Here is a 22,655-nt window from a genome sequence, read left to right as displayed (position 1 = left end):
GGTCCGGGCTCAGGGAACCGGGGCGTACGTGCCCGCCCGGACGGCGGCGGCGACCGCCGCGGCGCACTGGTCGGCCAGCGCCTGGTCGATGGGCTCGCGGGTGATGAACACCCGGAAGAACAGCGGGGCGGAGACGGCCCGTACGACCGCCCCGGCGTCGGTGCCCGCCGGGGCCTCGCCGCGGTCGACGGCCCGCACGACCACGGACGCGCAGCGGGAGAACCGCTCGGCGTAGAAGTCGTGGAGGGCCGCCGCGGCGCGCTCGGACTGGAACGCGGCGGCGATGAAGGCGGTGGGCGCGGCGGCCGCCGAAGCGTCGGTGAAGGTATCGGTGACCTCGCGCGCGAGGGCCCGCAGATCTCCGTCGAGGCCCCCGGTGTCGGGCGGCGTCCAGGTGTCCTCGCCGGCCAGGTCGAGGGCGTCGGCGAGCAGCTCTTCGACGCCGCCCCACCTGCGGTACAGGGTCGTCTTGTGGACGCCGGAGTGCTCGGCGACGTATTCGACGGTCAGCCCCGGATAGCCGTGCTCCGTGAGGCCGGTGAGCACGGCGTCGCGGACTGCGGCGCGGGTGCGCGCGGTGCGCCCGCCGGGGCGGACCGTGCCGGGCGCCTGGGAGTCGGCCTCCGAGGACAATTGCAACTCCAGTTGTGTTAGTTGGTTCGTTGTGCCACGATCAGGGTAATACAACTTCAGTTGTATTTGTGAGGTGGCTCCTGGCCGCCACCCGTGCCCGCCTGCTCGGAGGTTCGCCTTTGCCCACTCAGCTCTCGCTGCGCGACGTGACCCTCTCCCGCGGGGACCGCCCGCTGCTCGACGGGGTGTCGTTCTCGGTGCGGCCCGGCGAGCACATCGGCATCGTGGGCGAGAACGGAGCGGGCAAGTCCACGCTGCTGCGACTGCTCGCCGGCGCCGAAGAGCCCGAGGACGGCGCGGTCGTGACGGTGGCCGACGGCGGGGTCGGCCACCTTGCCCAGACACCGGAGCCGGCCCCCGACCGCACGGTCCACGACGCGATCGACGCGGCCCTGGCCGAGATCCGCGCCATGGAGCGCGGGCTGCGCGAGCTGGAGGCGGACCTCGGCTCGGCCGGGCCCGACACCCTCGCGGCCTATGGCGACCTGCTCACCGCCTTCGAGGCCCGCGGCGGCTATGAGGCCGACGCCAGGGTGGACAAGGCCCTGCACGGGCTGGGGCTGGCGCACATCGCTCGGGACCGGCGCCTGGGCAGCCTGTCGGGTGGCGAACAGGCGCGGCTGGGGCTGGCCTGCCTGGTCGCGGCGGCTCCCGAGGTGATGCTGCTCGACGAGCCGACGAACCACCTCGACGGCGCGGCGCTCACCTGGCTCGAGGACGCCCTGCGGGCGCACCCGGGCACGGTCGTCGCGGTCTCCCACGACCGGGTGTTCCTGGAGCGGGCGGCCACCGCGATCGTCGAGGTGGATGCCGACCGGCGTGCCCTGGTGCGCTACGGAGGGGGATACGCCGGCTTCCTGGCCGAGCAGGCCGCCGCCCGGCGCCGCTGGGAGCAGCGTTACGAGCAGTGGCAGGCGCAGACGGCCGAGCTGGCCGAGGCGGCCACGACCGTCGCCCAGCGCGTCGCCCCGGGCCGGGCCATGAAGGACGGCAACAAGATGGCGTACGACCGGGACAAGGGGCGGGTGCAGTCCTCGATCTCCAGCCGGGTGCGCAACGCACAGGAGCGTCTGCGCAGGCTGCTGGCGGACCCGGTGCCGCGCCCCCCGGAGCCCCTGCGGTTCCTGGCGCGCCCTGGGACGGGCACGGCGGAGGGGGTGCTCGTCCACCTCGACCAGGTGCGGGTGGCGGACCGGCTGGCGGTGGAGCGGCTCACGGTCGCCGCGGGCGAGCGGCTGCTCGTTCACGGTGCCAACGGAGCGGGCAAGTCGACGCTGCTGAGGGTCATGGCCGGGGTCCAGCCGCCGGACGCGGGCACCGTGGTGCGACAGGGCCGGATCGGCTACCTCGCCCAGGAGATACCGGTCACCCGCCCCGGGGAGCGGCTGCTGACGGCGTTCGGGCGCGGCATACCGGGGAGCCCCGAGATCCACACCGAGCTGCTGCTGTCGTTCGGGCTCTTCCGCGAGCGCGATCTGGCGGTGCCGGTGGGGGCGCTCTCGGCCGGTCAGCGGCGCCGTCTCGCGCTGGCGCGGCTGCTGGCCCGCCCCGCGGATCTGCTGCTGCTCGACGAGCCGACCAACCACCTGGCGCTCGGCCTCGTGGAGGAGCTGGAACAGGCTCTGGCGGACTGGACCGGAGCACTGGTGGTGGTCTCGCACGACCGGCTGCTGCGTCGCCGGTTCAGCGGCCGTCAGTGCGAAATACGCGAGGGCAGGCCGGTGGCCTAGGGTGGCCGCATGGCACGACCCCGGCGCATCGTTCTCGTACGGCACGGCGAATCGGAGGGGAACGTTGATGACACGGTGTACGAGCGCGTCCCCGACCATGCCCTGAGGCTGACGAAGACCGGGCGGCGGCAGTCCGTTGAGGCGGGGAAGCGGCTGCGCGCGATCTTCGCTGACGAGCGGGTCTCCGTCTACCTCTCGCCGTACCGACGCACCCACCAGACCCTGGAGCTGCTCGGCCTCGACCCGTCGCGCACCCGCGTCAGGGAGGAGCCACGGCTGCGCGAGCAGGACTGGGGAAACTGGCAGGACCGGGAGGACGTCCGCAAGCAGAAGGCCTATCGGGACGCCTATGGGCACTTCTTCTACCGCTTCGCCCAGGGCGAGTCGGGCGCCGACGTCTACGACCGGGTGGACGCCTTCCTGGAGAGCCTGTGGCGCAGCTTCGAGGACCCCGCCCACCCGCCGAACGTCCTGCTGGTGACCCACGGGCTGACCATGCGACTGTTCTGCATGCGGTGGCTGCACTGGACCGTCTCCGAGTTCGAGTCGCTGTCCAACCCGGGCAACGGTGAGACACGGGCGCTGCTGCTCGGTCCCGACGGCCGGTACCACCTCGACCGGCCCTTCGAGCGCTGGTGCGCCCCCGAGCCCTACGGCCTTACCAGTTGGAGTGCGCGGCGATGACCGGAGACCGGTTCCAGCGGGCCCTGCGGAGCCTGCGCGGGCTGGCCGTGGGCGACGCCCTCGGCTCTCAGTTCTTCGTACCCGCCAACTATCCGCTGCTGGGACGCTGCGAGCTGCCACCCGGCTCCTGGCAGTGGACCGATGACACCGAGATGGCCGGCTCCGTGCTGGCCGTGCTGGTCGCCCGCGGCCGTATCGACCAGGACGCGCTCGCCCACTCCTTCGCCGAGCACCATGACTTCGACCGCGGCTACGGGCCGGCGGTGAACCGGATGCTCAGGCTGATCAGACAGGGCGGCGACTGGCGGGAGCTGGCCGCGGGCCTCTTCCAGGGGCAGGGCTCGTGGGGCAACGGCGCCGCGATGCGGATCGCGCCGCTGGGCGCCTGGTACGCGGACGACCCGGAGCAGGCCACGCACCAGGCGGAGATCTCCGCGTACACCACACACCAGCACCGGGAAGCCGTGGCGGGGGCGATGGCGGTGGCCGCGGCGGCGGCGCTGGCCGCCGATCCGGCGGGCGTCGGCGGGCCGGACGCCCTGCTGGACCGGGTGATCTCGCTCGTCCCGCGCAGCGCCGTCCAGGCGGGGCTGCGCCGCGCCCGTGACATGCTCGACTACGCGGACGCGGGGACCGTCGCCGCGGTGCTCGGCTGTGGCCGCCGCACCAGCGCGCACGACACCGTGCCGTTCGCCCTGTGGTCGGCGGCCCGGCACCTCGGCGCCTTCGAGGAGGGGTTCTGGACGACCGCCCAGGTGGGCGGGGACGTGGACACCAACTGCGCCATCGTCGGGGGCGTGATCGCGGCCGCGGCGGCCGGTGCGCCGCCGGACGAGTGGCAGGACCGGACCGAGCCGCTCCCGGGTTGGGTCCCGGTCGCGGGCTGACACGCACTGACACGCACTGACATGCGCTGATACGGGAGCGACACCGAGTGCCGCCGGGGTGTTCACCCGGCGGTGCGGCCCGTGCCATCGAACCGCCCACCGGCGGTGTCGCGTTGAGCGGGGCGGCCCGCGAGGGCCGGTCGCGGGCCGCCAGGCGGAACCCGGTGCACGAGCGGCGCCCGGGCGGCGTAATGTGGTCCTCGCCATGGTCTACGAACCGCCCACTCACCGCGTCGAGCGCTCGCTCCGCGCCACCACAGGAGCCAAGATCGTCGTCGGAATCGACGAGGTCGGGCGTGGAGCCTGGGCCGGCCCGGTGACGGTCTGCGCGGCGGTCACCGGCCTGCGGCGACCGCCGGCCGGGCTCACCGACTCCAAGCTGCTGAGCCCCAGGAAGCGCACGGCGCTCGCCCAGGAGTTGGAGACGTGGGTCACCTCGTACGCCCTTGGCCATGCCTCTTCCGAGGAGATCGACGCCCTGGGGATGACGGCGGCCCTCCGGCTCGCCGCCACCCGCGCGCTCGACGGGCTGCCTGTGCGCCCCGACGCGGTGATACTCGACGGGAAGCATGACTACCTCGGCGAGCCCTGGAAGGTCCGTACGGTCATCAAGGGCGACCAGTCCTGCGTGGCCGTCGCCGCGGCCTCGGTGATCGCCAAGGTCCGGCGGGACACGCTGATGGCCGAACTGGGAGCCACCCACGCGGACTTCCGCTTCGGCGACAACGCGGGGTATCCGTCGCCCACGCACCGCGCCGCCCTGTTGGAGCTGGGCCCCACCCCCTACCACCGGCTGTCCTGGGCCTATCTGGACGGGTTGCCCCGCTGGCGGCACCTCAAGCGGGTCCGCAGCGTCCCCGGACCAGCCGATGCGGAGGATCACGGTCAGCTCGGCTTCGACTTCTGAACGGTTTCTGAACGGTTTTTTCCACCCACCCGCCGATGCGACTCGCAACGACGTTTGATAGACATCAGCCCATGCCTCTCATCCCCGAGGAGCCTCAGATTCACGAGAGTGTCCCGGGTCCTCGCGCGACACCGGCCGCAGGCCGCACCGCGCCGACCCCTCGTCCTGTCCCTGGCCCCGGCCCCCGGCCCGCCCCACGGCGGCCCGGCAGCCCCGGCCCTCACCGCGGTTCCGCCGCGACCCCCTCGGCCCCGTCACAGCGCACCGCGGGTGACGCGGCCAAGCCCGGCCCGCCCGCCGCTGTGGCCAAGCCCACGCCGCCCGCCGCTTCCGCGACGCCGGCCGGTCCGCAGATCCAGCTGATCCCCGCCTCGCCGGAGGGGGCCCTGGACGCCGCGGACGAGGCCGTCGACCTGCTGCTGGACTCCGGCCGGGCGCCCGGCGACATCCTGGTGCTGACCACCGCAGAACAGCATCCGTGGGCGGTGCATGAGCTCTCCTTCGGCGAGGCGTCGTACTGGGCGCAGCAGGACGCCGGTGACGACGTCTTCTACGCCGCCATCGCTGCCCGCCGCGTCACGGCCCGCCCGGTCGTGGTCGTCGCGGTCAACGGGGGAGCTGATGACGCCGTCGCCCGCGCGCTGCCCGAGGCGACGCGCAGTGCCGGAACGCTGCTGATCGTCTGCGGAGACCCCGAGCGGATCAACGCCCTCATCACCGCGGGCGTCTGATCGCGCGGCCACTCACACGGCCGCGGAGCGGCGCAGCGCCTCGCGCGCTTCGCCGCGAGGGTGTGGCATGGCCGCCGTGACGCTGTCACCGGTGGCGGTGCCGAGGCCGCTGTGGCGGGAGGCGGAGTGCGGCCGACGGCCGCCCCGCCCCTCGCCCAGCACCTGCCAGCCCGCCCGGGTCAGCGTGATGTAGGCGCCGCAGCGCAGCCCGTGCAAGGTGCAGGCATCGCGCAGGCCCCACATCCAGGCGCCGTCCTCCTCCGTCCACTGGCTCTCGCCCTCCCGGCAGTAGAGCAGCACGGCGGTACGGACCGGTGTGCGGCGCCGCAGATCATGCGGGATGACCCGGCGCAGCTGGGCCAGGAGCGCGTTCCGGAACTCCCAGCCGTCGGCGGCCCAGGAGCGGCGCCGGGTGAACGAGGCACTGGCCGCCAGCCGTTCCTCCGGATCGAGGACCGCGACGACGGCCATCGAGGGTGTGGGCAGATGGCGGCTGTGCAGGCCGGTGACGACCTCGCGCGGGTTGCGCAGCAGCGGGATACCGGCGGCGGCCCACTCGGCGGGCTCGAGCATCCGGCCCAGGCCGGAAACGTGGTCGGTGGCCGGCGGCGGAGCGAAGCCGAAGGTCACGGTCCTCCCTTCGTCTGCGCGCCCACGGTCCGTGCGAAGGGTCGGGCATGGGCGCACACCACGACACGGCTCCGGCGCACCACGGGCGGACCGGAAGCGGGGAACTGCTTCAATTCTTGCGGTCGTACAGGCGCGCGGCAACGAGCAATTGGCACGCCTGACCGGTTTGAGCCGGTCCGCCGTCAATATTCCGCGAGCCGCCCTCACCTGCGGCGGCGGTCATCCCTGCACCGCGAGAACCAACGGGAAGACCGCCTCCGCCCCGGCCCGGCGGAGCAGCCGGGCGGCCACGGCCAGTGTCCAGCCGGTGTCCGCCATGTCGTCGACGAGGAGCACCGGCCCCGAGGCCCGCTCGAGCGCCTCGGCCAGCCCGGGCGGCACCGTCAGCGCCCCGTGCAGCGCCCGCAGCCGCTGGGCGCTGTTGGTGCGCGGCACCCGGGTGTCGGCCCCCGCGTCGAGGTAGGAGACCTCGCCGAGCAGGGGCATCCGGCCGACGGAGGCGATCCGCTCGCCCAGCGTCCGGATCAGCCGCGGCCGGGTGTGCGAGGCCACCGTGACCACGCCGACCGGACGGGCCGGGGCGTCCGGCGTCCCTGACGCCCAGCCGCCGGGTCCCCTGGCCCAGTCGGCGAGCACCGTCACCACGGCGTCGGCCACATCGTCCGGAACCGGCTCGTCCTGGCTGTGCGGGGCGAACAGCGGCCGCAGCCGGTTTCCCCAGCCGATGTCGGAGAGCCGGCCGAGCGCCCGCCCGGGGGCGGCCTGCTCACCCGCCGGGATCCGGCCCTTGAGCTCGACGCCGACCGCGGGCAGGCCGGTCGGCCACATACGGCGCGGCTCCACCTCGACGCCGGGGCGCCCCAACTCGCCGCGCGCCGCCTCCAGCGACGCAGCGGACACCTCGGCGGTGAACCGGGCCCCCGCACAGTTGTCGCAGCGCCCGCACGGCGCCGCCGCCTCGTCGTCCAGCTGCCGCCGCAGGAACTCCATCCGGCAGTCGGCCGCCGAGGCGTAGTCCCGCATCGCCTGCTGCTCCGACTCCCGCTGCCGCGCCACCCACGCGTAGCGCTCCGCGTCGTACGTCCAGGGCTGCCCCGTCGCGGTCCAGCCGCCGCGCACCCGCCGGACCGCGCCGTCCACATCGAGCACCTTGAGCATGGTCTCCAGGCGCGAGCGGCGCAGGTCGACCTGCGGCTCGAGCGCGGGCAGGGACACCGGTCGGCCCGCCGCCGCCAGCACCTCGAGCGTGCGGCGCACTTGCTCCTCGGAGGGGAAAGCGAGCGAGGCGAAATACCGCCAGATGGCCTCGTCCTCACGGCCCGGCAGCAGCAGCACCTCGGCGTGCTCCACGCCACGCCCGGCCCGCCCGACCTGCTGGTAGTAGGCGATGGGAGAGGCGGGCGAGCCCAGGTGCACCACAAAGCCCAGATCCGGTTTGTCGAAGCCCATGCCCAGCGCGGAGGTGGCCACCAGGGCCTTGACCCGGTTTCCCAGCAGGTCCTCCTCGGCCTGCTGGCGGTCGGCGTTCTCCGTCTTGCCGGTGTAGGAGGCGACGGTGTGGCCGCGCTGCCGCAGGAACGCGGTCACCTCCTCGGCCGCGGCGACCGTGAGGGTGTAAATGATCCCCGAGCCCGGGAGCTCCGGGAGGTGGTCGGCGAGCCAGGCCAGCCGGTGAGCCGCGTCCGGCAGCCGCAGCACGCCCAGGCTCAGGCTCTCCCGGTCCAGCGGCCCGCGCAGCACCAGCGCCCGCGAGCCGTCGGCGCCGTCCGTCTCCGGCCCGCCCGTGCCCAGCTGGTCGGCGACGTCAGCGGTCACCCGGGCGTTGGCGGTCGCGGTCGTGGCCAGCACGGGCACGCCCGGCGGCAGGTCGGCGAGCATGGTGCGCAGCCTGCGGTAGTCGGGGCGGAAGTCATGGCCCCAGTCGGAGATGCAGTGTGCCTCGTCGACGACCAGCAGGCCGGTGGCCGCGGCGAGCTTGGGCAGCACCTGGTCCCGGAAGTCGGGATTGTTCAGCCGCTCGGGGCTGACGAGCAGCACATCCACCTCACCGGCGGCCACCTCGGCCTGGATGGTGTCCCACTCCTCGGTGTTGGCGGAATTGATCGTGCGCGCGCGGATACCGGCCCGCGCGGCGGCCTCGACCTGGTTGCGCATCAGCGCGAGCAGCGGGGAGACGATCACCGTCGGGCCGCTGCCGCGCTCGCGCAGCAGGGAGGTGGCGACGAAATACACCGCAGACTTGCCCCATCCCGTGCGCTGCACGACCAGCGCCCGGCGGCGGTGGGCGACCAGCGCCTCGATCGCCCGCCACTGGTCCTTCCGCAGGCGGGCGGAGCCGGAGAGGTCCCCGACGAGGCGGGCCAGGACGCGGTCGGCCGCGATGCGCAGGTCTTCGTCGCTCATGCCCCCATGCAACCCGATCCCACCGACATCGCGCGAACCAGGCCCCAGGCCTGTGGATAACGTTATCCACAGGCCTGGCGGGCCGGGCCCGGCTGGGAGACCGTCGGGTCATGACTCGACACAACGAAGCGGCTGGCCTGTCCGGCGATGACCAGATCACGCTCCGCAGCCCGGCCGAGCTCGCCGACGCCCTGCCCTACGTCCTCGGTTTCCACCCGGACGACAGCATCGTCATGATCGCGCTGCACGGGCCGCGCGGCCGCTTCGGCGGTCGGCTCAGGCTCGGCATTCCGCGGACGAGCGAGGAGTGGCCGGAGGTCTGCGACCAGCTCGCCGAGTGCCTGGTGACGGGCAGCGAGCGGCGGGCGGGCCGGCCCGACGGGACGGTGCTGTTCCTGTGCCAGGAGCCGGCCGAGGGGGAGTCGGGGCAGGACGTGATGGAGCGCCTGCGGCCGCTCGCCCAGCGGCTGCGCACCGCGTGCGGCGGGCGGGAGGTGCCGGTCTTCGAAGCGCTGTGCATCTCCGACGGACGGTTCTGGTCGTATGTGTGCCCCGACCGGCGCTGCTGCCCGCCGGAAGGCGTCCCGCTCACCCTGCCAGGCACCTCCGTCATGGCGGCGACGGCGACCTACGCGGGCATCCATGTGCGCGGTTCGCTGCGCGAGATGGAGGCCAGGCTCGCGCCGCTCGCCCCGCCCCGGGCCGAGGAGCAGGAGCGGGCGCTGGACGCGGCGGGCAGTGAGCTCGTGCCGAGGATTCTGGGCGGCACGGACTGCGCGACGGTGCGCGAGGAGACGCTCGTCCTCGCCGGCGGCATGCTGACCCGGTTCCGCGCCGCGCCGCCCATCGCCGACCTGGTCGCGGCCGACGTCCGCGACGACGGGCTGATCGGCGACGAGGAGGCGGCCGCGGTCATCATCGGGCTGCAGGACCGGTTGGCGCGAGACCGGGCCGCGCAGTGGATGGAAGGGCCGGACGCGGAAGCGGCGCTGCGGCTGTGGCGTGCCCTCGCCCGCCGCTGCGTCGGCTCGTACGGGGAGCACGCCGCGGCACCGCTCACCCTCGCGGGCTGGGTCGCCTGGTCGCTCGGGGACGAGCCCGCAGCGCGCGTCGCGCTCGGCCGCGCGCTGTGCGCCGACCCCCATTACCTGTTCGCCAGGCTGCTGCACCAGGCGTGCAACGAGGGGCTCGATCCGGAGTTGCTGCGCCGCTCTCTGCGTCAGGAGCGCGTGGACCGAGCCCTGCAGACCGCGGTGCGCGGGGAGCTGGAGCGCCTCGGTACCGCTGCCGCCGCAGCGTCCGGCGAATCCCGCGGACCTGGCGGGCCCGGTGGGCGGCCGCGCGGCGTCCGGGCCAAGAGCCCGGGCGCGCAGGCTGCCAAGCGGCGTCCGGCGGGCCGGATGCGGGTGCGGCGCGGGCCCGGGCAGCGAGGGGCCCGCAGCCGCCATTGAGCCGCGGCGGGGTCACCGTGGCGGGAGCGCTTCCACCAACATCGACGATCACCCCGAAGGGACTGATTATCGTCAGGCAGACGACTATGATCGCCACATGCCCTACGATCCAGCGGCCTTCCCGCCGTTCGCCGTCACCGTGGATCTGGTCGTGCTGACGGTCCGGCGGCATGCGCTGTGCGCGCTGGCCGTCCGTCGCGGCGAGCCGCCCTTCCAAGGGCGCTGGGCTCTGCCGGGTGGCTTCGTGCGGGCCGACGAGGATCTCGCGGCGGCGGCCGCCAGGGAGCTGGTCGAGGAGACCGGGCTGCTCGCCCATGACCCCGCGGTCCCGGCTCCTCCCAACGCCGCCCATCTCGAACAACTCGCTACTTACGGCGACCCGAAGCGCGACCCCAGGATGCGGGTGGTGAGCGTCGCGCACCTCGCGCTCGCGCCGGACCTCCCCGCGCCGCGGCCCGGGGGCGACGCGCACAGCGTGCGCTGGGCCCCGGTCGAGTCCCTGCTCGACCAGGACGGGTCCTTCGGCCGTGACGCCGAGCTGGCGGCCCCACTCGCCTTCGACCATGCCCGCATCCTCGCGGACGGTGTGGAGCGCGCCCGTTCCAAGATCGAGTACTCCTCGCTGGCCACTGCCTTCTGCCCCCAGGAGTTCACGGTCGGTGAGCTGCGCCGGGTCTACGAGGCGGTGTGGGGAGTGGCCCTCGACCCCCGCAACTTCCATCGGAAGGTCACCGGAACGCCCGGGTTCCTGGTGCCCACGGGCGGCACGACGACCCGTCAGGGCGGCCGTCCCGCACAGCTGTTCCGGGCCGGGGGCGCGACGGTGCTCAACCCGCCCATGCTTCGTCCCGAGGTGTGACGGCCCATGACACGACGACCCGACAGGGGGTGTAGGTACTGACGAAATAGGACATAGCGGGTTACCGTGCTCCGGTACGTCACCAGTCCCCACGTGCCACGAGCGGTTCCACGCCCCGCGGGAGAAGCCATGATCCAGGCCACCGGACTGACCAGCACCCCCCGCCGCAACCACCGGCCTGTCGTCGACGATCTCACCTTCGAGGCTCCACCGGGCCGCGTGACCGCCTTGTTCGGCGCCCCCGGCGCGGGCAAGACCAGCGCGCTGAGGCTTCTGCTGCAGCTCGACCGGGGCCACGGCGCCGCCTTCTTCCGGGGCCGCCCGCTCCACCGCATCCGGCGCCCGGCCCGGGAGATCGGGGTCCTTCTGGACGATGTCCCCGGCCACCCCGGTCGCACCGCACGCGGCCACCTCAAGATGCTCGGAGCCGCCGTCGGGGTGCCCGCCGCGCGCGCGGACGTGGTGCTTGACGTGGTCGGCCTCACCGAGCTGGCCGAAGAGCGCATCGGCGACCTGGCGGCCGGCATGGAGCGCCGCCTCGGCCTCGCCACGGCCCTCCTCGGAGACCCGCACACGCTCGTCCTCGACGCCCCCACGCGCGGTCTGTCCGCCCGGGAGACCGTCTGGATGCACGGCCTGCTGCGGCAGTTCGCCGGGCAGGGCGGTGCCGTCCTCGTCGCCGAGCAGGACCCGGAGAGCGTCACCCACCTCGCCGATCAGGTCCTCACCCTGGACGGCGGCCGACTGATCGCGGACCAGCCGGTCGACGAGTTCGCGCGCACCCGGCTGCGCCCCCGCGTCGCCGTGCTCTCGCCGCTGGCCGGGCGGCTGGCCGCCGTGCTGGAAGAGGAAGCGCGTGCCGCCCAGCCGCCGGGCCCGCCCGAGGCCGACGCCGAGGACGAGGCAGCGAGCGGGGCCGACGCCCAGACCGGCGCCGACTCCGGGACGTACCCCAGGACGGAGGACGACAAGGAGAGCGCCGACGGGGCGGAGGCCGAGACGGCGGCTGGGGCGGGGGCCGCGAACGGCGCGGTGGAGACCGGCGCCCCGGCTGTCAACGGGACGGCGGAAGCCGACGCGACGGCCGCTGAGAGAGCCGTTGCCGGAGCCGCTGACGGAGCGGAAGGCGGGGCGGAGGACGAGGAGGAAGGTGGGGCCGGGGGCAAAGCCGGGTCCGGCGGCCGGGTCGGCCAACCGAGTGCTGCCGTTCCCACGGACGCCTCGGGGCCCGCAGACGCCGCGAGGCCTGCCGCCGTGTCCGTGCCCACCGATGTCGCCGTGCCCACCGATGTCGCCGCGCCTGCGGACGCCATGCCCGCGGTCGGCGGCCGGCTTTCGGTGGTGCGGGAGGACGAGACCCGCATCTCCGTCTACGGGCTGCCCTGCGCCGCCGTCGGCGAGGCCGCGTACCGCCATGGCATCGTCGTGCACCGACTGGTCGAGGAGACCGCCGACATGGGTCTGGAGGCCACGCGCGGCGACACCGCCGCCCGCGATCCCCGGGTCACCCCGCCCCGTGCGCTCCCGCGGCTGCCGCTGCCCGGCCCGGCCTGGCCGCTGCGCTACGAGCTGCGCCGCGCCACCGGCGTCCGGACCGGCTGGCTGATCGCCGTCGCGGCCCTCGTGGCTTCGCTCGTCGGTTCTGTACTGCTCGCCCGGGCGGGCGGGGCGGGGGAGCTGCACCGGATCACGGGCTGGCCCGTCGACGTTCCACTGCCGCCCGTGGCGATCGCCTCCGGGCTCCTGGGCGCGCTGTCCTTCGGGGAGGAGTTCCGCTATCCCGCGCTGGCCCCGGCCCGGGACACGGTGCCGAGGCGGCTCAGTCTGCTCACCGCCAAGTTCCTGGTCTGCGCCGTCGGCGCGCTGCTGCTTTCCTTCGCTGTCCTCGCCTTGGACGGGGCGGCGCTCCTCCTGCTGGTCGGCGGTGACGCGGTGCCGCTGCCGGGCGACTGGCCGCTGCTGATCGCGAGCGTGTGCGCCCTCGCGATCAGCTCCGGCTGGGCCGGGCTGATGGCGGCAGCCGTCTTCCGGTCCACCGCGTTCGGCCTGGCCACCCTGCTGGCGGTGCCGGTCCTGGCGGTGCCGGTCGTCCAGCGGCTGATGGCCGAGCCGTCGGTGCGCTCGCTCGTCGGGCTGCCGCACCGGCTGCGCGCGGAGGCGCTGGATCAACCGCACTCCATGGTGGACCGGATCCTGGCGCTCGCCCTGCGGCTGGCGTCCCAGCCCGTGGGGCAGGCCCTGCTGCTGTCGCTGGCCGTCCTGTTGTGCGCGTACGCCCTCACCGGTCTGCGCGGCCGGGCGCGGCAGTAATACCGCGACCCAATACCGCGATCCAATACCGCGCCGGTCACACGCGAGGACGCACGGCGCATCCCGGAGCCGTGCCCGGGAGCCGCGCCTGCGGCGCGCCGAGGGACTCCACCCGGCGTAGCGCCGGCGTGGTGGTGGACCAGGGCGGAAGGGGTTCCGCAGGCCCATCGCGTGAAGTGGTCGCAACTCCCCGAAGGGTGCTGCTTTCTGTCCGATTCAGCGTCAATTATGAGGTAATGGGCGATCACCCTTTCGTGTGCTTTTCACCAAAGACCTCAAGGGCTTCCGGGGCGTCGCCGACAAAGGATGCGTGAGTACCCTTGCGCACACCACGATGACCGCCGCTCGCCCCGCCGATTCCGGCCTCGCCGGACCGGGCGAGCTCGACCGCTACCCCTACGCCGGTGCCCCCGGCGGCGACCGCGGCGGCGCCCCCTCCTGGGACGGCGCCGACGCCGAGATCGGCCGGGTGGGCCGACGCACGGCCGGTAACCGGGGCCGCGGGCTGCACGGCCAACTCGTCCAGCAGCTGGGCCAGATGATCGTCTCCGGCGATCTCGGGGCCGACCGCCCGCTCGTCCCCGAGGAGATCGGCCAGCGCTTCGAGGTCTCCCGCACCGTCGTGCGGGAATCGCTGCGCGTCCTGGAGGCCAAGGGCCTGGTCAGCGCCCGCCCCAATGTGGGCACCCGGGTCCGCCCCGTCAGCGACTGGAACCTCCTGGACCCCGACATCATCGAGTGGCGGGCCTTCGGCCCGCAGCGCGACGACCAGCGCCGGGAACTGTGCGAGCTGCGCTGGACCATCGAGCCGCTCGCCGCCCGCCTCGCGGCCGGCTCCAGCCGCGAGGACATCCAGCAGCGGCTCGCCGACATGGCGGAGATCATGGGCCATGCGCTGGGTCAGGGCGACGCCCTGACCTTCTCGCGCGCCGACGCCGAGTTCCACGCCCTGCTGCTGCAGGTCGCGGGCAACCGCATGCTGGAGCACCTGGCGGGCATCGTCGCCGCCGCGCTGCATGTCTCCGGCGCCCCGGTCACCGGCTGCGACCGGCTCACCGAGGCCGGGGTGGGTCACCACCGCCGGATCGTCGAGGCCATCGGCGCCGGTGACGCCGCGGCGGCGGAGGCCGCGATGCGCCAGCTGCTGACCGTTCACCCCGATCTCGACCACGCCGAGGTGGGGGTGCCCGCGCCGCGCGAGCACTGACCCCGCGGACCGCGGCGTACGGCGTACGAGAGCGGCGTCGCCGGAACCCGCCCGGCGGGTTCGGCGGCGCAACGCGGTTCGGCGGCGCAACGCCAATCGCCGCGGATACGGCGGCGCGGGCGCGGCGCATGATCAACTAAAGCCCATCTGTGCGGTCGATCTGTCCCGTCGAGTAGGCATTGCGACCGTTTTGGGGTGTGACTCGGGACACGAGGAATGGGCGTAACGCTCTTTGGGGCAGCGCGATGATTAAAGAGGTGGCAGCCGCAGAGGGAATACGGGCGTCGTTCGCGACGCTGTACTCCACCCGCAGCACTCCGCCCCGCGCCGTCGGTTCATCCTGCCGGCGGTCGTCGGCTCCGGTCCCCAGCGGACGGGGCCGGAAGCCGTTTCCATCGTTCCGAGAGGTTGTTCGTGTCGGCCAGCACATCCCGTACGCTCCCGCCGGAGATCGCCGAGTCCGAGTCTGTCATGGCGCTCATCGAGCGGGGAAAGGCTGAGGGGCAGATCGCCGGCGATGACGTGCGTCGGGCCTTCGAGGCTGACCAGATTCCGCCAACCCAGTGGAAGAACGTTCTGCGCAGCCTCAACCAGGTCCTCGACGAGGAGGGTGTGACGCTGATGGTCAGTGCCGCAGAAGCGCCCAAGCGCACCCGCAAGAGCGTCGCAGCGAAGAGTCCGGCAAAGCGCACCGCCACCAAGACCGTCACGGCCAAGACGGTCCCCGCGAAGAAGACCCCTGCCGCCGCTCCGGCCGCCCCGGCGGCCGAGGCAGGAGAGGGCGTGGCCGGAGAGGCCGCGGCGGCGCCCGCGAAGAAGGCCGCGGCCAAGAAGACCACGGCCAAGAAGACGGTGGCCAAGAAGACCGCCGCCAAGAAGACGGCGGCGAAGAAGACCACCGCCAAGAAGGACCCGGACGAGCTCCTCGAGGGTGAGGACGTCATCGAGGACGCCCCCGGCGGCAAGCCCGGAGCCGAGGGCGCCGAGGGCGAGCCCGAGAACCAGGGCTTTGTGCTCTCCGACGAGGACGAGGACGACGCCCCGGCGCAGCAGGTCGCCGCGGCGGGCGCGACCGCCGACCCGGTCAAGGACTACCTGAAGCAGATCGGCAAGGTCCCGCTCCTCAACGCCGAGCAGGAGGTCGAGCTCGCCAAGCGCATCGAGGCCGGCCTGTTCGCCGAGGACAAGCTCGCCAACTCCGACAAGCTCGCGCCCAAGCTCAAGCGCGAGCTGGAGATCATTGCCGAGGACGGCCGGCGGGCCAAGAACCACCTCCTGGAGGCCAACCTCCGTCTGGTGGTCTCCCTGGCCAAGCGCTACACCGGCCGCGGCATGCTCTTCCTGGACCTCATCCAGGAAGGCAACCTGGGTCTGATCCGCGCCGTCGAGAAGTTCGACTACACCAAGGGCTACAAGTTCTCCACCTACGCCACTTGGTGGATCCGTCAGGCGATCACGCGAGCGATGGCCGACCAGGCCCGCACCATCCGTATCCCGGTGCACATGGTCGAGGTCATCAACAAGCTCGCGCGGGTGCAGCGCCAGATGCTCCAGGACCTGGGCCGCGAGCCCACCCCGGAGGAGCTGGCCAAGGAGCTCGACATGACCCCCGAGAAGGTCATCGAGGTCCAGAAGTACGGCCGCGAGCCGATCTCCCTCCACACCCCGCTCGGTGAGGACGGCGACAGCGAGTTCGGTGACCTGATCGAGGACTCCGAAGCGGTCGTTCCGGCCGACGCGGTGAGCTTCACGCTGCTACAGGAGCAGCTGCACTCCGTCCTCGACACGCTCAGCGAGCGTGAGGCGGGCGTGGTCTCCATGCGCTTCGGCCTGACCGACGGCCAGCCGAAGACGCTCGACGAGATCGGCAAGGTCTACGGGGTGACGCGTGAGCGCATCCGGCAGATCGAGTCGAAGACGATGTCGAAGCTGCGCCACCCGTCCCGGTCCCAGGTCCTGCGGGACTACCTGGACTGACGGACCGGACTGACGGACCGGACTGACGGACCGGAGTCACAGACCGGAATCACGGACCGCACAGCGCGAAGGCCGGGCCCCTCCCAGGGCCCGGCCTTCGCGCTGTCCGCGCTCACCCCCGTTCGGCCCCTCCCGAGATGCGGGACGGCGAGGACGGGGTGACGCTGGGTGTGCGACGCGCTCCGTACGGTCAGGAGGCTGAATGCGTAGGTCGCTTTCCGCCCTGTTCGCTTCTCTCGCGGCTCCGCTGGTCACCGCCCTGGCCATGCTGGTGATCCTGCCTCCCCCGGCGACGGCAGACCGCACGGTGGTCGGCGGCCACCCAGCTCATACGGAATTGGCGCCCTGGGCGGTGGCGCTGGCGAGCCGTGAGCGGTTCGGCGGAGCCCGCTCCGGCCAGTTCTGCGGCGGCGTGGTGGTGGGCCCCACCACAGTGCTCACGGCGGCGCACTGCCTGAGCCGCGAGGTGCTCGGCGTCGACTGGTGGGAGGTGGGGGACCTTCGCGTGATCATCGGCCGGGACGACCTGCGCGGCAGCGGAGGGGTGGAGATGGCTCCGCGTTGGGTCTGGGTCAATCCGGCCTACGAACAGGTCGGCCGGTCCGGGGACGTCGCGGTGCTCACCCTCGCCCAGCCGCTGCCCCGGGTTTACGGCATCGCCATGGCGGCCGACGGAGATCCGGCCTACCAGCCGGGGGCGCGGGCGGCGGTGTACGGCTGGGGCGATACGCGGGGCAATGGCAGCTATGCCTCGACGCTGCGGGCCACCCGGCTGCGGGTGCTGCCGGACGAGACATGTGAGGAGGCCTATCCGGGGAACGCGGAGGGGGAGTACCACTCGGATTCCATGATGTGCGCCGGGCTGCCGACCGGGGGCCGGGACGCCTGCCAGGGGGACAGCGGCGGACCGCTGGTCGCCCGCGGGAAGCTCGTGGGCCTTGTGTCCTGGGGGAGCGGCTGCGCGGAGGCCGGCCGACCGGGTGTATATACGCGGATCTCGGCGGTGCTGTCGCTGGCGACAGCCTCCGACGCGGAATGAGGGGGCGGGTACGAGGACGGGCGGCCGCCCCTTGCGGGGACCGGCCGCCCGAGGTCCCGGCCCTGGGCCGGTGTCGCTCGTCGTCGGGTGATGCGAGGTGTCAGCGTTCGTCGTCGGACGCGGACGCGGACGCCGGGGCGACCGTCAGCCGTTCGGTCTCGTCCTGTATCTCTGCGGCGATCTTCTTGAGTTCCGGCTCGAACTTGCGCCCGTGGTGGGCGCAGAAGAGCAGTTCGCCGCCGCTCACCAGGACGACGCGCAGGTACGCCTGGGCGCCGCAGCGGTCGCAGCGGTCAGCGGCCGTCAGGGGGCTCGCGGGGGTCAGAACAGTAGTCACGTCGCCTCTTCTCTAGCTCGACGAGCTGTCGTACCAGGGTCAACATCCAACCAAGCCGATTACGTTCCCGCTCGTGGCTTTTTCTCAAAAATTGCTTCTGAGTAGACCGGATGGTGACGGTTGGCGGCGAATGAGCCGTATTGCGTGGGTTTACGGTTTCACATCGCTTGTCGGATTTGTCCTCCCGGCCGGGTTGCCGGTTGTTGGTGAGGACGTGCCCGGAGCCTAAATGGTTCATGCCTGAAAGGGAACGTGATGTTTGTGTCACCCCATCGAGCGATCGAACGTACGAGCGAGAGTCAAGGGGTCTGGACTAGCATGGACGTTCTCATGGGTGGCGGCACAACGGCTCTATCAGGCCTCGGTACGCTCTGACGGGCGACCCTGCCACCAAGACGGCCCCAGCGGGGCCAACAAGAAATTCAGCGAGGAGCGAACCGCGTGACCGCCGACACGTCCGTGCCGTCCACTGCGCTGCTGACCGGAGCAGACCGGGGCGGCTCCAACTACACCGCGCGGCACCTGCTCGTCCTGGAGGGGCTCGAAGCGGTACGCAAGCGCCCTGGCATGTACATCGGCTCCACGGACAGCCGCGGCCTCATGCACTGCCTCTGGGAGATCATCGACAACTCCGTCGACGAGGCGCTCGGTGGCTACTGCGACCACATCGAGGTGATCCTGCACGACGACGGCTCGGTGGAGGTGCGGGACAACGGCCGCGGGATCCCGGTCGACGTCGAGCCCAAGACCGGCCTGTCGGGCGTCGAGGTCGTGCTGACCAAGCTGCACGCGGGCGGCAAGTTCGGCGGCGGCTCGTACGCGGCCTCCGGCGGTCTGCACGGCGTCGGCGCCTCCGTGGTGAACGCGCTGTCCTCCCGGCTCGACGTGGAGGTGGACCGGGACGGCAAGACCCACTCGATCAGCTTCCGGCGCGGTGTCCCCGGCATCTTCACCGAATCGGGCCCCGAGGCTCCCTTCGACCCGTCGAGCGGCCTCCTCAAGGGCAAGCGGGTCCCCAAGACCCGCACCGGCACCCGCATCCGCTACTGGGCGGACCGGCAGATCTTCCTCAAGGACGCCAAGCTCTCCCTGGAGACGCTGCACGCGCGCGCCCGCCAGACGGCCTTCCTGGTGCCGGGCCTGACGCTGATCGTCCGGGACGAGCGGACCACCGAGGGCCGGGACGGCGCCGACGGCCCGGCGGAGGAGACCTTCCGGTTCGACGGCGGCATCAGCGAGTTCTGCGAGTACCTGGCGCAGGACAGGGCCGTCTGCGACGTGCTGCGGCTGTCCGGGCAGGGCACCTTCAAGGAGACCGTCCCGGTCCTGGACGAGCGCGGCCATATGACGCCGACCGAGGTCACGCGCGAGCTCGGTGTCGACATCGCGCTGCGCTGGGGCACCGGCTACGACAGCACCATAAAGTCCTTCGTCAACATCATCGCCACCCCTAAGGGCGGCACCCATGTCGCCGGCTTCGAGCGCTCGGTGACCAAGACGGTCAACGAGGTGCTGCGCACCGCCAAGCTGCTGCGCGTCGCCGAGGACGACGTCGTCAAGGACGACGCCATGGAGGGGATGACCGCGGTCGTGACCGTGCGGCTGGCGGAGCCGCAGTTCGAGGGGCAGACCAAGGAGGTGCTGGGCACCTCCGCGGCCTCCCGGATCGTGGCGAACGTGGTCGCCAAGGAGCTCAAGGCGTTCCTCAGCTCCACCAAGCGGGACGCCAAGCAGCAGGCCCGCGCCGTGCTGGAGAAGATCGTGGCGGCCGCCCGCACCCGTATCGCGGCCCGTCAGCACAAGGAGGCGCAGCGCCGCAAGACCGCGCTGGAGTCCTCCTCGCTGCCCGCGAAGCTGGCCGACTGCCGCAGCGATGACGTGGACCGCAGCGAGCTGTTCATCGTCGAGGGCGACTCGGCGCTCGGCACGGCCAAGCTCGCTCGGAACTCCGAATTCCAGGCGCTGCTGCCGATCCGCGGCAAGATTCTGAACGTTCAGAAGGCGTCGGTCTCCGACATGCTCAAGAACGCCGAGTGCGGCTCGATCATCCAGGTCATAGGTGCCGGCTCGGGGCGGACGTTCGACATCGACCAGGCGCGCTACGGCAAGGTGATCTTCCTCGCCGACGCCGATGTCGACGGCGCCCACATCCGCATTCTGCTGCTCACCCTCTTCCAGCGCTATATGCGGCCGATGGTCGAGCAGGGGCGGGTCTTCTCGGCCGTGCCGCCCCTGCACCGGGTCGAGCTGGTCAACCCCAAGCGGGGGCAGGACAAGTACGTCTACACCTACTCCGACCACGAGCTCCAGGAGACGTTGCTGGATCTCCAGCGCCGGGGCGTGCGCTACAAGGACGGCATCCAGCGCTACAAGGGTCTGGGCGAGATGGACGCCGACCAGCTCGCGGAGACCACGATGGACCCGCGCCACCGCACCCTGCGGCGGATCAACATCAGCGACCTGGAGGCCGCGGAGCAGGTGTTCGACCTGCTCATGGGCAATGAGGTCGCGCCCCGTAAGGAGTTCATCACCAATTCGGCGGCGACCCTGGACCGGTCGCGCATCGACGCCTGAAGTACCCCGGCCGGCAGCACCCAAGTGCCTCTCCACCCCAGGGTGGAGAGGCACTTTCCACCCCGGGCCCGCCCCAGGGCCGATCCGCGCGGCAGAGGTCGTTCCGTAGCGTCTGAGCGACGGCGTCGTGAGCGAAACGGATCCGGGCCGGATCCGGGCCAGGCCGGGCTCAGGCCGGACCCAGGGAGGGCCGATGAACCGATGGACCCAGTGGCCGTCGCGGCAGGCGCTCACGCGCCAGGGCGTGCCCCCCGTCCGGCTGATGATCAACACGGGTATGTGGATCTTCGGGGCGAGCCTGCTGCTCTGGGACGTGCTCCGTGACGATGCCTTCCCGAGGTGGGCGCGGATTGTCCTGCTCGCCGCCGTCGCCGGATGCGGGGCCACGGTGTACGCGTTCCGCCGCGTCACCGTCGACCACCGGCTGGGCCCCGCCCTCGCCCTGCTCGCCCTGCTGCTCGGGGCGGGGGCGGCACTCTGGGTCGTGGGAGCCGACAACCCGGCGGCCGCGGTGTGGATCGTCGGTGTGATCGTCTCGATGGAGCGGCTGCCGCTGATGGCCGGTCTGCCCGCCGGAATCGTGGCCTCCGGCTCGTTCGCGCTTTTCGGCGACCACGGCCTGGCGGCCGGCCTGGCCACCGGAGTCGGCTTCCTGCTGGTCGGCTATACGCTGCGGCTGGACGAGGAGGCGCGCGGCACCGGCTACCGACTGCTGGAGCAGGAGCGGGCGGCGCGCCGCGCCGAGGCGCAGAGCGCGGCGCTCGCCGAGCGGGCCCGGATCGCCCGGGAGATCCACGACGTGCTGGCGCACAGCCTCTCCGCCCAGTTGGTGCACCTGGAGGCGGCCAGGCTGCTGGTCGAGCGTGGGGAGGACCGGGCCACGGTGCTGGAGCGGGTGGTGGCGGCCCGCAGGATGGCGCGCCACGGCCTGGCCGAGACCCGCCAGGCGCTGTACGCGCTGCGCGGCGAGATGGCACCGGCCGAGGACTTCCTGCGGGAGTCCGCCGCGACCGAGAGCGCCCGGTTCGAGACGGAGGGCGAGCCGCGAGAGCTGGCCGCCGAGGCGGGGCTCGCGGTCCGGAGGGTCGCGCAGGAGGCGCTGACCAACGTCCGCAAGCACGCGCCGGGCGCCCGGGTGGAGATGCGGTTCGTCTACCGGGCGGAGGAGGTGCTCCTCGAGATACGGGACGGCGGGGCCCGAGAGACGCCCTCCGGCGGCCCGGTGGCGACCGGGGCCGGATACGGTCTGCGGGGGATGCGGGAGCGCGCCGAACTGCTCGGCGGCACGCTGGAGGCAGGCCCCGCCGAGGGGGGCTTCCTGGTGCGGCTGCGGGTCCCGGCGTGACGTCGGTGTGAGGGGATACGGGGAATGAGCGAAGGGCGCGGGGCCGCCGGCCCACGGATGGTGCGTGTGCTGGTCGTCGATGACCAGATCATGGTGCGCGAGGGCATCGTGCTGCTGCTGGGGCTGCTGCCCGGCATCGACGTCGTCGGCTCGGCGGGCGACGGCGAGGAGGCGCTGCGGCTGGTCGCCGAGGTCTCCCCGGACGTGGTGCTGATGGATCTGCGGATGCCCCGCTGCGACGGCGTCGAGGCGACCCGGCGCATCCGCGCCGAGCACCCCGCGACCCAGGTCGTGGTGGTGACCACCTACGCCGACGACGAGTGGCTCTTCCCGGCCCTGAAGGCGGGCGCCCGCGGCTATGTGACCAAGGACGCCGACGCGGAGGAGATCACCCGCGCCATCGAGGACGTGATGTCCGGGCAGGCCGGGCTGTCGCCGAAGGTGCAGCGCAGGCTGCTGGAGCGGCTGGTTGCCGACACCGCCGGCACTGCCGGCACCGGGGGCGCGGTGGGCGAGGGCGAGGCGGGCGCCGCCGCCGGGACGGCCGTGAAGGCCGGGGCCGTGCGGGGCCCGCTGCCCGACGGGCTCACGCCCCGCGAGGCGGAGGTCCTGGCGCTGGTCGCCGAGGGGCTGTCCAACGCGGAGATCGCCCGTCGGCTGCACATCGGCCCGGCGACCGTGAAGACCCACATCAACAACCTCTTCGCCAAGGCGGGGGTGCGCGACCGCGCCCAGGCCGTGCGCTACGCCTACCGGAGCGGGATCGCCCGGCCGCCCGGCCCCGCCACCCCGGCCTCCGGCCCGGGGCCCGGTCTCAGCCCCGAAACCGGCGCGTGATCCGGCGCGTGATCCGGCTCGTAATCCGGTCCCGGTTCCGGGATGTTCGTCACCTGAGTCACCTGATGGGGTGAACGTCCGGTATTGAGGGGTCCGGGGCCTCCCGCTCCGTCC

Annotated in this window: 18 protein-coding genes; 14 read left to right on the top strand and 4 right to left on the bottom strand. The window is 72.8% G+C overall.

What is annotated here, in order from left to right:
* Positions 1–9: 9 nt before the first annotated feature.
* Positions 10–633 carry a TetR/AcrR family transcriptional regulator gene (locus tag ACWY4P_RS15185; RefSeq protein ID WP_456211083.1) on the bottom strand — a complete coding sequence of 208 codons (624 nt, stop codon included), beginning with the start codon at positions 631–633 and terminating at the stop codon, positions 10–12.
* A gap of 119 nt (positions 634–752) precedes the next feature.
* On the opposite strand from ACWY4P_RS15185, the gene abc-f reads away from it, so the two are divergent.
* The 5 genes from abc-f to ACWY4P_RS15160 all read left to right on the top strand — a co-directional run bounded on the left by abc-f (position 753) and on the right by ACWY4P_RS15160 (position 5,572).
* Entirely contained in the window at positions 753–2,363 is a 1,611-nt protein-coding gene (abc-f, locus tag ACWY4P_RS15180) for a ribosomal protection-like ABC-F family protein (protein WP_456211082.1), read from the top strand.
* Between the two features lie 9 nt (positions 2,364–2,372).
* On the top strand, positions 2,373–3,047 hold the full coding sequence (locus ACWY4P_RS15175; protein WP_456211081.1) for a histidine phosphatase family protein: 675 nt from the start codon (positions 2,373–2,375) through the stop codon (positions 3,045–3,047).
* On the top strand, positions 3,044–3,934 hold the full coding sequence (locus ACWY4P_RS15170; protein ID WP_456211080.1) for an ADP-ribosylglycohydrolase family protein: 891 nt from the start codon (positions 3,044–3,046) through the stop codon (positions 3,932–3,934). The genes ACWY4P_RS15175 and ACWY4P_RS15170 overlap by 4 nt, the downstream gene beginning before the upstream one ends.
* A 205-nt stretch (positions 3,935–4,139) precedes the next feature.
* Positions 4,140–4,841, top strand: coding sequence for a ribonuclease HII (locus ACWY4P_RS15165; protein WP_456211079.1), 702 nt, complete (start codon positions 4,140–4,142; stop codon positions 4,839–4,841).
* Positions 4,842–4,912: 71 nt separating this feature from the next.
* On the top strand, positions 4,913–5,572 hold the full coding sequence (locus ACWY4P_RS15160; protein ID WP_456211078.1) for a hypothetical protein: 660 nt from the start codon (positions 4,913–4,915) through the stop codon (positions 5,570–5,572).
* Between the two features lie 12 nt (positions 5,573–5,584).
* On the opposite strand, the gene ACWY4P_RS15155 is transcribed toward ACWY4P_RS15160, so the two are convergent.
* Together ACWY4P_RS15155 and ACWY4P_RS15150 are read right to left on the bottom strand one after the other, a co-directional pair.
* Complete coding sequence (locus ACWY4P_RS15155; protein WP_456211077.1) at positions 5,585–6,202, bottom strand: hypothetical protein; 618 nt, start codon at positions 6,200–6,202, stop codon at positions 5,585–5,587.
* Between the two features lie 219 nt (positions 6,203–6,421).
* Positions 6,422–8,605, bottom strand: coding sequence for a DEAD/DEAH box helicase (locus tag ACWY4P_RS15150; protein ID WP_456211076.1), 2,184 nt, complete (start codon positions 8,603–8,605; stop codon positions 6,422–6,424).
* 110 nt (positions 8,606–8,715) lie between these two features.
* Between ACWY4P_RS15150 and ACWY4P_RS15145 the strand changes: the two genes are divergently transcribed.
* The 6 genes from ACWY4P_RS15145 to ACWY4P_RS15120 all read left to right on the top strand — a co-directional run bounded on the left by ACWY4P_RS15145 (position 8,716) and on the right by ACWY4P_RS15120 (position 17,448).
* Complete coding sequence (locus tag ACWY4P_RS15145; RefSeq protein WP_456211075.1) at positions 8,716–10,056, top strand: DUF4192 domain-containing protein; 1,341 nt, start codon at positions 8,716–8,718, stop codon at positions 10,054–10,056.
* Positions 10,057–10,153: 97 nt separating this feature from the next.
* Complete coding sequence (locus ACWY4P_RS15140) at positions 10,154–10,915, top strand: NUDIX hydrolase (RefSeq protein ID WP_456211074.1); 762 nt, start codon at positions 10,154–10,156, stop codon at positions 10,913–10,915.
* Positions 10,916–11,044: 129 nt separating this feature from the next.
* Positions 11,045–13,225 carry an ATP-binding cassette domain-containing protein gene (locus ACWY4P_RS15135; protein WP_456211073.1) on the top strand — a complete coding sequence of 727 codons (2,181 nt, stop codon included), beginning with the start codon at positions 11,045–11,047 and terminating at the stop codon, positions 13,223–13,225.
* 256 nt (positions 13,226–13,481) lie between these two features.
* Positions 13,482–14,432 carry a FadR/GntR family transcriptional regulator gene (locus ACWY4P_RS15130; RefSeq protein WP_456211072.1) on the top strand — a complete coding sequence of 317 codons (951 nt, stop codon included), beginning with the start codon at positions 13,482–13,484 and terminating at the stop codon, positions 14,430–14,432.
* A 414-nt stretch (positions 14,433–14,846) separates the two neighbouring features.
* Complete coding sequence (locus tag ACWY4P_RS15125; RefSeq protein WP_456211071.1) at positions 14,847–16,409, top strand: RNA polymerase sigma factor; 1,563 nt, start codon at positions 14,847–14,849, stop codon at positions 16,407–16,409.
* A 202-nt stretch (positions 16,410–16,611) separates the two neighbouring features.
* Positions 16,612–17,448, top strand: coding sequence for a S1 family peptidase (locus ACWY4P_RS15120; protein WP_456211070.1), 837 nt, complete (start codon positions 16,612–16,614; stop codon positions 17,446–17,448).
* A gap of 100 nt (positions 17,449–17,548) precedes the next feature.
* Here ACWY4P_RS15120 and ACWY4P_RS15115 read toward each other — a convergent pair whose 3' ends face one another.
* A complete protein-coding gene (locus ACWY4P_RS15115) occupies positions 17,549–17,785 on the bottom strand; it encodes a DUF7455 domain-containing protein (RefSeq protein ID WP_456211069.1) in 237 nt (78 codons plus the stop codon).
* Between the two features lie 441 nt (positions 17,786–18,226).
* On the opposite strand from ACWY4P_RS15115, the gene ACWY4P_RS15110 reads away from it, so the two are divergent.
* The 3 genes from ACWY4P_RS15110 (at position 18,227) to ACWY4P_RS15100 (ending at position 22,541) form a co-directional block, all read left to right on the top strand.
* Complete coding sequence (locus ACWY4P_RS15110; protein WP_456211068.1) at positions 18,227–20,359, top strand: DNA gyrase/topoisomerase IV subunit B; 2,133 nt, start codon at positions 18,227–18,229, stop codon at positions 20,357–20,359.
* Between the two features lie 193 nt (positions 20,360–20,552).
* Positions 20,553–21,704: a sensor histidine kinase gene (locus ACWY4P_RS15105; RefSeq protein WP_456211067.1), complete on the top strand. Its 1,152-nt coding sequence runs from the start codon at positions 20,553–20,555 to the stop codon at positions 21,702–21,704.
* Between the two features lie 24 nt (positions 21,705–21,728).
* Positions 21,729–22,541, top strand: coding sequence for a response regulator (locus ACWY4P_RS15100; RefSeq protein ID WP_456211066.1), 813 nt, complete (start codon positions 21,729–21,731; stop codon positions 22,539–22,541).
* Positions 22,542–22,655 lie beyond the last annotated feature (114 nt).

The sequence above is a fragment of the Streptomyces sp. LZ34 genome (assembly GCF_053890475.1).
This window is presented reverse-complemented; position numbering and strand designations above follow the sequence as displayed.